The sequence below is a fragment of the Enterococcus sp. DIV1328a genome, from assembly GCF_050536905.1.
GTDB classification, from domain to species: domain Bacteria; phylum Bacillota; class Bacilli; order Lactobacillales; family Enterococcaceae; genus Enterococcus; species Enterococcus faecalis.
In genome coordinates this window covers 2345617-2359605 of sequence record NZ_CP172912.1, presented here as the reverse complement: position 1 = coordinate 2359605, position 13989 = coordinate 2345617, and the positions used below count along the sequence as shown (strand labels likewise).

Sequence of the window (13989 nt, the reverse complement as noted above, 5' to 3'; positions counted from 1 at the left end):
ATAAAAAAATCATGAATAAGCGTGTTGAACGCTCTAAAAATAGTTTTTAATTGGCTGGCTGGAATGAACCATCCAGAATGTTAGTTTACCATAAGTTCATTAATGTATCCGCTAATAACGCAAAATTATGAAAAATGCAAAAAGTTTTCAAGAAAAAGTTTCAATTGGTTATTAGTGAAAAAGTCACCTAACTTAGTTATAATGTAGAAGAAGACAAGGAGTTGGACAAGATGCAATTAACAATAGAAGAAGCCATTGAATGGATTCATAGCCGGTTACCCTTTGGCTCAAGACCTGGTTTGGATCGGATCAATGCGTTATTAGAAAAAATTGATCATCCAGAAAACAAAGTGCCAACGATTCATATCGCAGGAACCAATGGTAAAGGCTCAACCGTGACATATTTACGCTGTCTATTAGAAGAAATGGGCTTGAAAGTCGGAACCTTTACCTCTCCTTATATTGAATCATTTAATGAAAGAATTGCGATAAATGGTCAACCAATTTCAGACGAACAATTGATTACCTATGTGGAAAAGTATCAACCAATCATTAAAGAATTAGACCAGATTACTGAAGTGGCTGGAATTACAGAATTCGAAACATTGACAGGAATGGCCTTGGACTATTTCGTGAATGAACAAGTGGATATCGCAGTTGTTGAAGTTGGCTTAGGTGGATTACTTGATAGCACCAATGTCGTGAAGCCATTATTGACGGGAATTACGACAATTGGGAAGGATCACACAGAAATTTTAGGTGAAACAATTGCTGAAATTGCCTATCAAAAAGCGGGTATTATTAAAGAAAAAGTCCCAGTAGTAACAGGCAATATTTGTGCTGATGCGCTAGCAGTCATTGAAAAAGTCGCACAAGAAAAACAGAGTCCAATTTTTCGTTTTGGCAAAGAGTATCAAGTGGAATATCTACACCCTGACACACAATGGGGGGAAGTATTTAATTTCTATGGAGAAATGGGCAAACTGACAAAAATTAAAGTTCCCTTGTTGGGGCGTCACCAAGTAGAAAACGCGGCGGTAGCTATTCAATTATTTGACAAGTATTGCCAACTACAACATTTGCCGTTTAAAGAACGAGACATTACTCAAGGGTTAGCTAAAGCGCAATGGCCAGCTCGAATGGAACGTCTTAGTGATGAACCGTTGATTGTTTTAGATGGTGCCCACAATGATCATGCAGTAAAACGCTTAGTTGAAAACTTGCGCAAAGAGTTTCCGCAACACACGATTCATATTTTATTTTCAGCTTTAGCAACTAAAGATGTGGATGAGATGATTCAGGACTTAAAGCAAGTACCGAATGCGCATCTTTACTTAACTAGCTTTGATTACCCTAAAGCTATTGCACTTACAGAAATGGAAAAATATGAAGACGATTTAACAGAAATTGTGTCTTTATGGCAATTTGGTTTAGGCGAAATTTTAGAAAAAATGTCGACAGATGATTTATTATTAGTAACAGGTTCATTATATTTTGTTTCTCAAGTAAGAGAATTACTTTTAACTATAGGAGGAAATGATGAAGAAATTTGATGGCGTAATTTTTGATATGGATGGGTTGCTTTTTGATACGGAGTTGATTTACTATACATCTACTCAAAAAGTAGCAGATGCAATGGGGTTACCATATAGTAAAGAAGTCTATTTAGACTATGTTGGGATTTCCGATGAAGAAGTACAAGAGAATTACCGACGTATTTATGCATCCTATGGTCACGACACAGTGGAAGAATTTATCCGCCGTTCTTATGAGGATACCCTGCAAGAGTTTCAATCTGGTAATGTACCTTTAAAACCAGGGGTGGTGGAATTCCTCGACTTTTTAGATGATCAAAAAATTCCTCGATTGGTTGCTTCAAGTAACGTCCGTCCAGCAATTGAAATGTTATTAAGCCATGCTGGGATTCAGGATCGTTTTGTAGGAATTGTTTCAGCAGAGGATGTTAAACGAGCAAAACCGGACCCAGAAATTTTTCAAAAAGCTCGTCAACTTTTAGGAACAGAAGCCCCGAAAACCTTGATTTTCGAAGACTCATTTCATGGGGTAAGTGCGGCTCATAGTGCGGGCATTCCAGTGATCATGGTACCTGATTTATTGCAACCAACTGAAGTTATCCAAGAGAAAACATTACATGTCTTGGAGAGTTTACATCAAGCGCCACATTATTTAAAATAATAAAAACAACACTCCTTTGCGTAGTTTATTAATGACTAGCAAAGGAGGTTTTTTATGCAAGTATCGGATCTATTTATTCGCGAGATGCCGAGTGATTGTTTACCACGAGAACGGCTCTTAGCGATAGGAGAAAAAGCATTATCGAATCAAGAGTTGTTGGCGATTCTGTTACGCACTGGCTCAAAAGAAGCAGACGTGATGACTGTTGCCGCAACGCTGTTAAAACAGTTTAAGCAGCTTTCTTATTTGCAGCAAGCCACGTTGAACGAGTTAATGGCTATTAAAGGCATTGGCCAAGTGAAAGCCATTGAATTACGTGCGGCTATTGAATTGGGGTGTCGAATTTATCAAAGTAGTCAAATCAAATTTGGCAAAGTTACGTCCAGTCAACAAGTCGCTCAACGATTACTCCAAGAGATGAAGGGGCTGCAACAAGAACATTTAATTTGTATTTACTTGAATACCAAGAATGACATTATCCAACAGAAAACGATTTTCAAAGGATCACTGAATCAAAGTATTGCTCATCCACGCGAAATTTTTCGGGAAGCGGTTAAATATTCATCTGCTCGCATACTATTAGCTCATAATCATCCATCTGGCAATCCGACACCGTCTCCACAAGATATCCAATTTACCAAACGAATGGAAGAATGTGGCGAAATGATGGGGATTCAATTGTTGGATCATATTATTGTTGGTGATAGCGGATACATTAGTTTGAGAGAAGAGAATTTTTTTGCTTCAGAATGAGGACAATTCTTGCAAAAATATTTTATCACGTGTAAAATGAAAGGGTAATCTTGTTTGGAATTATGTAGACTTTTTAAATTTTTTTAAATATTCTATTGGAAGCGAGCAAAGTTACGACTATTTATGTGCAAATGCACGAGGAGGAACAAAAGAATGGAACAAGGAACAGTAAAATGGTTTAACGCAGAAAAAGGTTTTGGGTTTATCTCACGCGAAGACGGAAGCGACGTATTCGTACACTTCTCAGCTATCCAAGGTGATGGTTTCAAAACTTTAGAAGAAGGTCAAGCAGTGACTTTTGATGTTGAAGATTCAGACCGTGGCCCTCAAGCAGTTAACGTAGAAAAAAACTAATAAAAAATAATCCAAAAACACCTAACGCATGTTAGGTGTTTTTTTGTTAGAAAAAATAGAGAAGAAAAATGAACAAGCATTTTTCTTCTCTATTAAATGAGAGCTTTATTGATCACTAACTGTGGCAGTCATAATCATTGGCAGAATCATTGGATGACGTTCTGTTTGTTCAAACAAGAAAGGCTGTAAAGCGGTCGTCATGGCTTCGCCTAATTTTGCTTCGGTACAGTTTTTATCTTTCATTGCTTCACGTAGAGCATTGAATAAAAGACGTTGGCCTTCATGAATCATATCACCAGACTCACGCATGTAGACAAAACCACGGGAAAGAATGTCTGGACCAGCCATAATTTCTTTATTTTTAATATCAACCGTTGCTACCGCTAAAACTAAACCTTCTTCAGATAAGATACGACGATCCCGTAAAACAACATTCCCGATATCGCCGACACCATTTCCATCAACGTACACGTCATTAGCGTTGAAGTGACCAGCAGGACGTGCGCTATCAGCCGTTAAAGCTAAGACATCGCCGTTGCCCATGATAAAGCAATTTTCTTCAGGAACCCCTGTATCTTGAGCGAGCGAAGCATGGATTTTTAACATTCTAAATTCACCATGAACAGGCATGAAATATTTAGGCTTCATCAAGCGAAGCATTAATTTTTGCTCTTCTTGTCCACCGTGACCAGAAGTATGGATATTATTGATTTTTCCGTGGATAACTTCTGCACCGGCTTCAGATAATAAGTTGATTAAACGGTTAACGCTTGTCGTATTCCCAGGAATTGGTGAACTTGAGAAAACAACCGTATCGCCTGGTTGAATACTAATTTGGCGGTGTGTACCGTTAGCAATCCGACTAAGCGCGGCCATAGGTTCTCCTTGAGAGCCAGTACATAAAATCATTGTTTCATTTGCTGGCAATTGATTCAGTTCCGCCGCATCGACAAACGTTCCTTTTGGCACTTTGATGTAGCCTAAGCGTTCGCCATTGACAATGGCATTTTCCATGCTACGACCAAAAACAGCAATTTTGCGACCGGTTTTCACGGCTGCATCAGCAGCTTGTTGTAAACGGAAAATGTTTGAAGCAAAACTGGCAAAGATAATCCGACCATCAATTTTTTCAAAGATTTTTAAAATAGAGGTCCCAATTGTTTTTTCGGATTTTGTAAAGGTGGGTATTTCAGCATTGGTACTGTCTGAAAGAAGACAAAGGACGCCTTCTTCACCTAATTTCGCCATTCTGTGTAAGTTGGCTGGCTCACCAACGGGTGTAAAGTCAAACTTAAAGTCACCTGTTGCGACAATGTTACCAGAAGGCGTTTTAACCACAACGCCCAAGGCATCAGGAATACTGTGAGTCGTCCGGAAAAAACTAATCGCTGTTTTTCTAAAACGAATCACCGTATCTTCATTAATTTCGTGTAATTCCGCTTCTCGCAATAAACCATGTTCATCTAGTTTGTTGGTAATTAAAGCCAAGGCTAGTGGTCCCGCATAGATTGGGATATTCGCTTGACGTAAAAGATAAGGAACGCCACCAATATGGTCTTCATGACCGTGGGTAATAACGAGTGCTTTGACTTTATGCAAATTTTGAACGATGTAGCTATAATCTGGAATCACGTAGTCAATCCCAAGTAAATCATCTTCTGGGAATTTGATCCCAGCATCAATAATGATAATTTCATCTTGGAATTGTACCCCATATGTGTTTTTTCCAATTTCGCCTAAACCACCGATTGCAAAAACGCCAGTTTCGTTATTTTTTATGTTTACTTTCATGTTAAAACTCCGTTAGAGTGAAGTCCGCATGTTCTTGCTCGTAAGCAAGATGTTTTTCGTCTAATAATTGAACGTATTCAATATTGTATGGGGTATTTTCTTCAACTAATTGGCGCACGATTACATCGCTATCGGCTTCCATGTAAAGAGATTTTGTGTCTTCTCTTTTTGGGTTTCTGATTTTTGTTTCTTGATAGTATACTTTGTAAATCATCGATTCATTTCTCCTTCAGCTACTAATAGTAGCAATTTATAGTTTTTTTCATTTTAAGACAGAAAATTAAACACAACAAAACGAGGTGCTGATCACCTAAAAAAGAATGCTCATCAAAAACATCTGTTAATGATGAAATGAAGCCTCGACTTTGCTTCATTCTGGGTATTTGATTTTATGTGTTCTTTTTCAACCGTCCCGTGTGTTGTGAATAACAACAATTAAGCTTATTTTATCATAGAATGATAAGGAAGTATAGAAACACTCACTGGACTTTAAAAAAAAACAAACTTCTTGTTTCGCCTTATTCTTGATCAAGCTCGAGTGCCTTTTTTTTAGGACGCCAATACCAACTTAAGCCAATCACGTGAGCTAAATAAACAATCGCTAAAGTCGTAGTCATCAACGTATTTCGGACAATTAAACACGGAATGGCAAATAAAAGAAACATGGAAATAAATAGTTTCCATTTGCCTTTACGAGTAATTTTTTTCTCAAAGAAGGCTTCTTGGATATATTTTTGATAATAAGAAGAAGCTAAAAATTTGTTATAAAGTTTATCTGAACTACGCATCCAAAAAAAGGCCGTTAATAAATAAAAACCAGTGGTGGGTAAAAGCGGCAAAAAGATTCCTAACGTGCCTAAAGCAAACGTACAGGAACCGAGAAAAATGAAGAATAATTTTTTCATTCAAAGGGTCCTTTCAGTTTTTCCCAATTATGGCACAATCAAAAGGAAGTAGCAATTTTAATCGTATAAGTAAATCATTAAAATTATCTATTTTTTAGAAAATCTAAAAGAGAAAGGATAGAAAGAGAAAGGCTGTTTTTTCTAGCCAGACAGCTTGTATTACCGATTTCTTTTTGATACAGTGGGAGTACTAGAAAATTTAAAGTAAGATAAGAAGGAGATGATTAATTGAAGTTAATGTGGCGTTACACAATGCGTTATAAGAAATTACTTTTCGCTGATTTTATTTGTGTGTTTGGTTTTATTTTAATTGAATTAGGCTTGCCGACCATTTTAGCACGAATGATTGACAAAGGAATTATTCCTAAAGATATGGACTATATTTATCAGCAAGGGATTTGGATGGTTGTAATTACGATTATTGGTGTCGCAATGAATATTTTGCTGGGGTACTTTGGTGCCAGAATTACAACAAACATTGTTCGTGATATTCGTGATGATTTATTTGAAAAGATTCAAACTTTCTCACACAGTGAATATGAAAGTATTGGGGTTTCTTCCTTAATTACGCGAACGACCAATGATGCATACCAAATTATGCTCTTCATGGGAAATATTTTACGTCTTGGCTTTATGACGCCAGTGATGTTTATTGCCAGTCTTTACATGGTGATGCGAACGAGTCCGTCGTTAGGAATGTACGTTTTAGGTGCCTTGCCTTTTCTGCTGCTAGCAGTTGTCGGAATTGCTCGTTTGTCAGAACCGTTATCTAAAAAGCAACAAAAGAACTTAGATGGAATCAATGGGATTTTAAGAGAAAATCTTTCTGGATTGCGGGTAATACGCGCATTTGTTAATGAAAAATTTGAAGAATCTCGTTTTAATAAAGTCAATGAAACTTACACTAAAAGTTCAAAAAGTCTGTTTCGTTTAATGGCAGCAGCCCAACCAGGCTTCTTTTTCTTATTTAATATTGTGATGGTCTTAATCATTTGGAGCGGGACTGTTCAAATCAGCCATGGGGATTTAGAAGTTGGGAATTTAATTGCTTTTATTGAATATATTTTCCATGCGCTGTTCTCGTTTATGTTATTTGCCAGTGTCTTTATGATGTATCCTCGGGCTGCGGTTTCGGCTTCGCGGATTCAAGAAGCCTTAGACATGGAACCAGCTATTCGTGAAGAAGAAGGCGTAACAGAAACAGCTACTAAAGGCTATCTAGAGTTTAAAAATGTAACCTTTGCCTATCCTGGACATGCGGAAAGCCCAGTCATCCGCAATGTAAGTTTTAAGGCGTCACCTGGTGAAACAGTGGCCTTTATTGGGAGCACAGGTAGTGGGAAATCAACATTAATTCAATTGATTCCACGGTTTTATGATGTATCAGAAGGTGAAATTTTAATCGATGGAGTGAACGTAAAAGAGTACAAACTTAGTGCATTACGCAATAAGATTGGCTATATTCCACAAAAAGCGTTACTTTTTACTGGTACAATTGCTGATAATCTTCGCTACGGTAAGGAAGATGCGACGTTAGAAGAAATGGAACGAGCAATTGACATTGCTCAAGCTACAGAATTTGTTTCACAAAAACCGCAAGGCTATGATGAACCTCTTTCAGAAGGTGGCACGAACTTTTCTGGTGGTCAAAAACAACGTTTAGCTATCGCACGGGCGATTATTCGCAATCCGGAAATTTATATATTTGATGATAGTTTTTCTGCGTTAGATTATCAAACAGATGCAAATTTACGAGCGCGTCTGAAAAAAGAAACAACAGAATCCACTGTTTTAATTGTGGCACAACGTGTTGGAACAATTATGCATGCGGACCGCATTGTTGTTTTAAACGAAGGCGACGTGGTCGGAATTGGCACACATCGTGAATTACTTGAGACTTGTCCAATTTACTATGATATTGCGGCTTCTCAATTGTCAGAGGAGGAATTAGCATGAAACACGCCTTTTCTTCTATGAAACGAATCGGTCGCTATATTAAACCGTACCGAGTGACGTTTTATTTAGTTATTTTATTTACCATATTAACCGTTGCCTTTAATGCAGCGTTGCCTTATTTGACTGGATTACCAACGACAGAAATTAGCCGTAATATTGCGGCTGGCGAATCCATTAATTTTGATTATGTAATCCAATGTTTAATTTGGATTTTAGTTGTGGGAACAGGTTATTGTGTGGCACAATTTTTGTCAGGCTTTTTAATGACGAATGTCGTTCAACAATCCATGCGCGATTTACGTCGCGATATTGAAGAAAAAATCAATCGTTTGCCAGTTTCTTATTTTGATAAGAACCAACAAGGAAATATTTTGTCACGGGTGACGAACGATGTGGATGCTGTCAGCAATGCGATGCAACAAAGTTTTATCAATATTGTTTCAGCAGTCTTAGGGATTGTGATGGCGGTAGTGATGATGTTCTTAATCAATCCGCTGATGGCGATTTTTTCAGTGATTATGATTCCGTTGTCTCTGATTATTTCCAGAACAATTGTTAAAATCTCCCAGAAATATTTCCAAGGAATGCAAAATTCTTTAGGAGACTTAAATGGTTATGTCCAAGAAAATATGACTGGGTTCAGTGTTTTAAAACTATATGGTCGGGAAAAAGAAACCCTTGAAGGCTTTAAACAAGTCAATCATCGTTTAAATGGTTTTGGTTTCAAAGCATCCTTTATCTCAGGATTAATGTTGCCATTGGTTCAAATGACCGCTTATGGGACCTATATCGGGGTAGCTGTCCTTGGTAGTTACTATGTGGTTGCTGGTGTGATCGTAGTGGGGCAGTTGCAAGCGTTTATTCAATATATTTGGCAAATTAGCCAACCAATGGGGAATATTACGCAGTTGTCTGCAGCTTTACAAAGCGCTTCAGCTTCGACCATGCGGATTTTTGAAATCCTAGATGAACCAGAAGAAGAACTTAACGAACAAGATGTTCCTTTACCAGAACCTATTTTAGGCTCTGTTGAATTTGAAAATGTCAGCTTTAGTTATGACCCAGAAAAACCGTTAATTCGTAATTTGAACTTTAAAGTTGATGCGGGCCAAATGGTTGCGATTGTGGGACCAACTGGCGCTGGGAAAACAACCTTAATCAACTTACTGATGCGTTTTTATGATGTAACAGAAGGCGCCATTAAAATTGATGGTATTGACACAAAAAAAATGAACCGTAGTGATGTCCGTTCTGTATTTGGAATGGTATTGCAAGATGCTTGGTTGTATAAAGGTACCATTGCAGATAACATTCGTTTTGGGAAGTTGGATGCCACGGATTATGAAGTTGTGGATGCAGCGAAAACGGCCAATGTGGATCACTTCATTCGGACAATGCCAGACGGGTATGAAATGGAAATCAATTCTGAGGGAGATAACGTTTCCCTTGGTCAAAAACAATTGTTGACCATTGCCCGAGCGGTAATTTCTGATCCAAAAATTTTGATTTTAGATGAGGCGACTAGTTCAGTCGATACACGCTTGGAAGCCTTAATTCAAAAAGCAATGGATCGTGTTATGGAAGGACGAACGAGTTTCGTTATTGCCCACCGCCTATCAACTATTCGTGAAGCTGATTTAATTCTTGTTATGAAACAAGGAGAAATCATTGAAAAAGGAACGCATCATGAGTTGCTGGAACAAGGTGGCTTCTATGAAAAACTATACAATAGTCAATTTGCTGAAGAAGGCGACTATGAGGAATAAAAATGAGGTCGGGACAGAAGCGTTTAACTCCGAGAAATAAGAAGGAATTTCCGAAAATTGTTCTGTAATTTTTGGAGAATTCCGGCTTATTTCCGAAGGAGTTGCTTTTGTTCCCGCCGTTTATCAGTTTTTGAGCGTGGAGCAAAAATCCAAAGTGATTTTTGTCCCACGCTCTTTTCTTGTCTTTTTTACTATGAAAGTGAGGAATTCTTGTCTATACTTAATGAAAAGAGGTGACAGAGTTTGAAAAAAGAGTATTTTATTGCTGCTAGTGCAGATGTCTATGGAAACGTACAACTAGCGAAGGATAGTAATATTTGGTTTCAGTCGGTCTTAAGAGGTGACAGTAACACAATTACCATTGGTGAAGGTAGTAATATTCAAGATGGCACGATTATTCATGTTGATGAAGATGCCCCGACAATTGTAGGCAAGTATGTAACGGTGGGCCATCAATGCATGTTACACGGTTGTAAAATCGGTGATGGTGCTTTGATTGGCATGGGTTCAACCATTCTAAATAACGCTATTATTGGAGAAAACAGCCTGATTGGTGCGGGCTCTTTAGTGACAGAAGGCAAAATTATCCCGCCAAATGTTTTAGCATTTGGTCGACCCGCGAAGGTTATCCGTCCGTTAACGGCAGCAGAAATAGCCAGTAATCATACGAACGCCTTACATTATATCCAACGAGCAGAAGAATTTCGGCAACAAAAATACCCGAAACTAACATAGAATTAGGAGGAAAATGATGAAGAAAATTAAAGTAATGACGGTTTTTGGAACACGGCCAGAAGCGATCAAAATGGCCCCCTTAATTAAAGTTTTAGAAGAGCAAAGTCAAGGATTTGACTCTGTAGTAGTCGTAACAGCGCAACATCGCCAAATGTTGGATCAAGTGTTAGAAGATTTTCAAATTACACCGAATCATGATTTAAATATCATGAAAGATGGGCAAACCTTAACAGATATTACAAGTCGTGTTTTGAATTTATTAACTGAGGTTCTTGTGACAGAACAGCCGGATATTGTCTTGGTTCATGGCGATACAACCACGTCATTTGCGGCTGCATTGGCTGCTTTTTATCAACAGATTCCGGTGGGACATGTGGAAGCAGGATTACGGACCTGGCAAAAATATTCTCCGTTTCCGGAAGAAATGAATCGTCAACTGGTAGACGTGTTAACTGATATTTATTTTGCCCCAACTACTCAAAGTAAGGACAATTTAATCAAAGAAAATCATCCAGAAGAACATATTTATGTGACTGGCAATACAGCGATTGACGCGATGGCGTACACCGTTGATGCCCACTATCAAAATGATTTATTGGAAAAAATCCCTACAGACCAGCGCATCGTGCTAATTACAATGCATCGTCGTGAAAATTTAGGCCTGCCAATGGCAAATGTGTTTAAAGCTGTTCGTCGACTTGTAATGGAACATCCAGAAATTGAAGTCATTTTCCCTATGCACAAAAATCCCAAAGTCCGTGAAATAGTAGCGGAACACTTAGGTGAATTAGCTCGTGTGCATTTAATTGAACCATTGGACGTCAAAGATTTTCAAAATTTTGCAGCGAAAAGTGCTTTAATTTTAACTGATTCTGGCGGTGTGCAAGAAGAAGCTCCTTCCTTAGGTGTGCCAGTTTTAGTTTTACGAGATACAACGGAACGTCCAGAAGGCGTAGCGGCAGGAACATTGAAATTGGTTGGTACAGACGAACAAGTAGTCTATCAAGAGGCGAAAACATTATTGACTGATTCTGATGCTTACCACGCGATGGCGCATGCACAAAATCCGTATGGGGATGGTCAAGCTAGCCGCCGAATCGTTGAAGCCATTGCCTATGAAATGCAGCAATCAGATAAAAAACCAGATACGTTTACAGCAAAATAAATAAAAAGGCAGAGAAGCGCTGAAAAGGTGCTTCTTTTGCGTATCTTATTTTGAAGAATCAATTAGACAAAAATGCTAGAAAGTAGTGAAGTGAAGATGTATCAAACGATTTTATTTGATTTAGATGGCACAATTACGGATTCTGGTAGCGGCATTATGCGTTCTATTTTGTACGCAACAGAACAATTAGGCTGGCCAGCTCCTAGCGAGGAGACATTACGTTCTTTCATAGGGCCGCCTTTATATGAGTCGTTTTTGCACATGGCGCCTTCAGCTGAAGCAGCGCAACAAGCCGTGAGTCATTATCGAGCGTATTATCAGAGAAAAGGTATGTTTGAAAATCATGTGTATCCAGGGATCCCAGAGGTACTAACAAGGTTAAAGGAAGCGGGAGCAAAGTTATACATTGCGACTTCCAAGCCAGAAGAATTTGCAAAAAAGATTATTACTCATTTTGATTTAGATCGTTATTTTACAGGCATCTATGGAGCGAGTATGGACGGTCATCGTTCTAAAAAAGCAGATGTGATTCAGTATGCATTAACGGAAGCTCAATTAGACCCAACCAAAGAAGCGATTATCATGGTTGGTGATCGTAATCATGACATTCTTGGTGCTCAACAAAATGGCTTAGATAGTATAGGTGTCTTGTATGGATTTGGTGAAGAAATAGAATTACAAGAGGCGGGAGCGACATTCCTAGTACAATCACCTAAAGGCTTAGGTGCTATTTTGCTACAAAATTCTTAATAGAAAATGGATTTTCGATAAATTTAGGAGGATTTTAAGATTTATTATCGTTTCAATAGAAAAGCGCCATCATAGGCTTTAAACGTTGTCAATGATGAATTTTTTATCGGGGAATGACGGTCTTTTTATTAAAAACATTTAATTTTAAAGAGGTTTCATGTATAATAGTTTCAGTCATAAACGATAGAATAGTAAGGAGGGTTAGTTTTGGCTAATGATAACCAAAATAACCAAGATCCCAAATCTTCGCTTAGAGATCAAGTAACTGGGTCTTTAAAAGGTAGAAATGATGGCGATCAACCTGATTCCTCTGAAAAAAATGATAGGTCTCCCCAACCTTCATCTGATGAATCACAAGAAACAGCGAGCCGCACAACACAAACACGTGCAGGTTCTAGAGCTGCTCGAAGACGTGGGAAAGACAAGACAACACAGACAGTCGAAGAGCCAACCCCGATTGAAACAGACGAAAAGCCAACAAATACAAAAAAACAAACACGTAAAAAAGAAGATCGTTTAGTCGGTCGTATCGTGTTAATTGTAGTTTCTGTATTGGTTTTAATGATGGCAATCTTTGGGTTTACTTTTTATAAATATGTAGACGCTGGGCTACAACCACTAGACAAGAACAATAAGAAGCTTGTTCAAGTGCATATCCCAGAAGGATCTTCTAATAAGCAAATTGCTGCGGTTTTAGAAGAAAGCAACGTCATTAAAAGCGGAATGGTTTTTAACTACTACGTAAAATTTAAAAACTTAACAGATTTTCAAGCGGGCTATTATCAAATGTCTCCAAGCATGACACTCGATGAAATTGGTGAAATGCTAAAAGAAGGGGGCACGCCAGAACCAACTAAAATCGCAGATGGCAAAGTAACGATTCCTGAAGGCTACGATATAGATAAAATTGGCGAAGCTATTGAAAAAAATACGGATTTCAAGAAAGCAGATTTCATTGCATTAATGAAAAACGAAGACTTCTTCAATCAAATGAAGGCTAAGTATCCTGATTTACTTGAAAGTGCTGCAACCGCAGAAGGTGTTCGTTATCGCTTAGAAGGGTATTTATTCCCAGCGACTTATGATTACTACAAAAAAGCAACACTTCCTGAATTTGTCGAACAGATGGTTGCTAAAATGAACACAGTAATGGAACAATATACGCCGACAATTCATGCAAAGAATTTAACCAATCAGCAAGTCTTAACGTTAGCTTCATTGGTTGAAAAAGAAGGAGTCAAAGAAGCAGACCGCAAACAAATTGCGCAAGTATTCTTTAACCGCTTGGCTGCCGATATGCCGATCCAATCAGATATTTCTATTTTGTATGCTTTAGGAGAACATAAAGAAACTGTAACGTATGCTGACTTGGAAGTGGACTCGTCTTATAACTTGTATAAAAATACTGGTTATGGACCAGGACCATTAGATAGCCCAAGTGAGGAGTCAATTAAAGCAGTCTTGAATCCGACACCAAGTGACTATTTATACTTTGTAGCAGATATTTCTACAGGAAAAGTATACTTCTCAAAAACATATGAAGAACATCAAGTATTAGTAGATCAGTATGTCAATAATTCAAGTAGTGAATAAAATGAAAACATAAAAGAGCTTGGTG

At 38.1% G+C, this 13989-nt stretch carries 13 protein-coding genes; 10 read left to right on the top strand and 3 right to left on the bottom strand.

Annotated features, from left to right (window positions below; translation table 11 throughout):
- Window positions 1-230 precede the first annotated feature (230 nt).
- From IGL93_RS11315 to IGL93_RS11300, 4 genes are all read left to right on the top strand, one after another.
- Window positions 231-1553 carry a bifunctional folylpolyglutamate synthase/dihydrofolate synthase gene (locus tag IGL93_RS11315; protein ID WP_002355117.1) on the top strand — a complete coding sequence of 441 codons (1323 nt, stop codon included), beginning with the start codon at window positions 231-233 and terminating at the stop codon, window positions 1551-1553.
- Window positions 1537-2196 (top strand): HAD family hydrolase, encoded by a 660-nt coding sequence (locus tag IGL93_RS11310; RefSeq protein ID WP_016626772.1) that lies wholly within the window; start codon window positions 1537-1539, stop codon window positions 2194-2196. The genes IGL93_RS11315 and IGL93_RS11310 overlap by 17 nt, the downstream gene beginning before the upstream one ends.
- Window positions 2197-2250: 54 nt before the next feature.
- The gene (radC, locus tag IGL93_RS11305) at window positions 2251-2949 is read left to right on the top strand and encodes a RadC family protein (protein WP_002365188.1); all 699 of its coding nucleotides are present in this window, start codon (window positions 2251-2253) and stop codon (window positions 2947-2949) included.
- A gap of 153 nt (window positions 2950-3102) precedes the next feature.
- Window positions 3103-3303, top strand: a complete 201-nt coding sequence (locus IGL93_RS11300) for a cold-shock protein (RefSeq protein WP_002355121.1) — start codon at window positions 3103-3105, stop codon at window positions 3301-3303.
- 105 nt (window positions 3304-3408) lie between these two features.
- Here the strand turns inward: IGL93_RS11300 and rnjA are convergent, their stop codons facing one another.
- The 3 genes from rnjA to IGL93_RS11285 form a co-directional block, all read right to left on the bottom strand.
- On the bottom strand, window positions 3409-5094 hold the full coding sequence (rnjA, locus tag IGL93_RS11295) for a ribonuclease J1 (protein ID WP_002355122.1): 1686 nt from the start codon (window positions 5092-5094) through the stop codon (window positions 3409-3411).
- Window position 5095: 1 nt separating this feature from the next.
- Window positions 5096-5308: a DNA-directed RNA polymerase subunit epsilon gene (locus IGL93_RS11290; RefSeq protein ID WP_002355123.1), complete on the bottom strand. Its 213-nt coding sequence runs from the start codon at window positions 5306-5308 to the stop codon at window positions 5096-5098.
- A 304-nt stretch (window positions 5309-5612) separates the two neighbouring features.
- A complete protein-coding gene (locus tag IGL93_RS11285) occupies window positions 5613-5999 on the bottom strand; it encodes a YbaN family protein (protein ID WP_002355126.1) in 387 nt (128 codons plus the stop codon).
- 228 nt (window positions 6000-6227) lie between these two features.
- Here IGL93_RS11285 and efrA point away from each other — a divergent pair, with 228 nt between their 5' ends.
- From efrA to mltG, 6 genes are all read left to right on the top strand, one after another.
- A complete protein-coding gene (gene efrA, locus IGL93_RS11280; RefSeq protein ID WP_010708444.1) occupies window positions 6228-7955 on the top strand; it encodes a multidrug efflux ABC transporter subunit EfrA in 1728 nt (575 codons plus the stop codon).
- Window positions 7952-9721 carry a multidrug efflux ABC transporter subunit EfrB gene (efrB, locus tag IGL93_RS11275; protein ID WP_002365186.1) on the top strand — a complete coding sequence of 590 codons (1770 nt, stop codon included), beginning with the start codon at window positions 7952-7954 and terminating at the stop codon, window positions 9719-9721. The genes efrA and efrB overlap by 4 nt, the downstream gene beginning before the upstream one ends.
- A 243-nt stretch (window positions 9722-9964) precedes the next feature.
- Complete coding sequence (locus IGL93_RS11270; protein ID WP_002355129.1) at window positions 9965-10456, top strand: gamma carbonic anhydrase family protein; 492 nt, start codon at window positions 9965-9967, stop codon at window positions 10454-10456.
- Window positions 10457-10469: 13 nt separating this feature from the next.
- Complete coding sequence (gene wecB / locus IGL93_RS11265) at window positions 10470-11621, top strand: non-hydrolyzing UDP-N-acetylglucosamine 2-epimerase (RefSeq protein WP_002402063.1); 1152 nt, start codon at window positions 10470-10472, stop codon at window positions 11619-11621.
- 72 nt (window positions 11622-11693) lie between these two features.
- Entirely contained in the window at window positions 11694-12371 is a 678-nt protein-coding gene (locus tag IGL93_RS11260) for an HAD family hydrolase (RefSeq protein WP_025192103.1), read from the top strand.
- Between the two features lie 207 nt (window positions 12372-12578).
- Entirely contained in the window at window positions 12579-13964 is a 1386-nt protein-coding gene (gene mltG, locus IGL93_RS11255) for an endolytic transglycosylase MltG (RefSeq protein WP_002415850.1), read from the top strand.
- The last annotated feature ends 25 nt before the right edge of the window (window positions 13965-13989 follow it).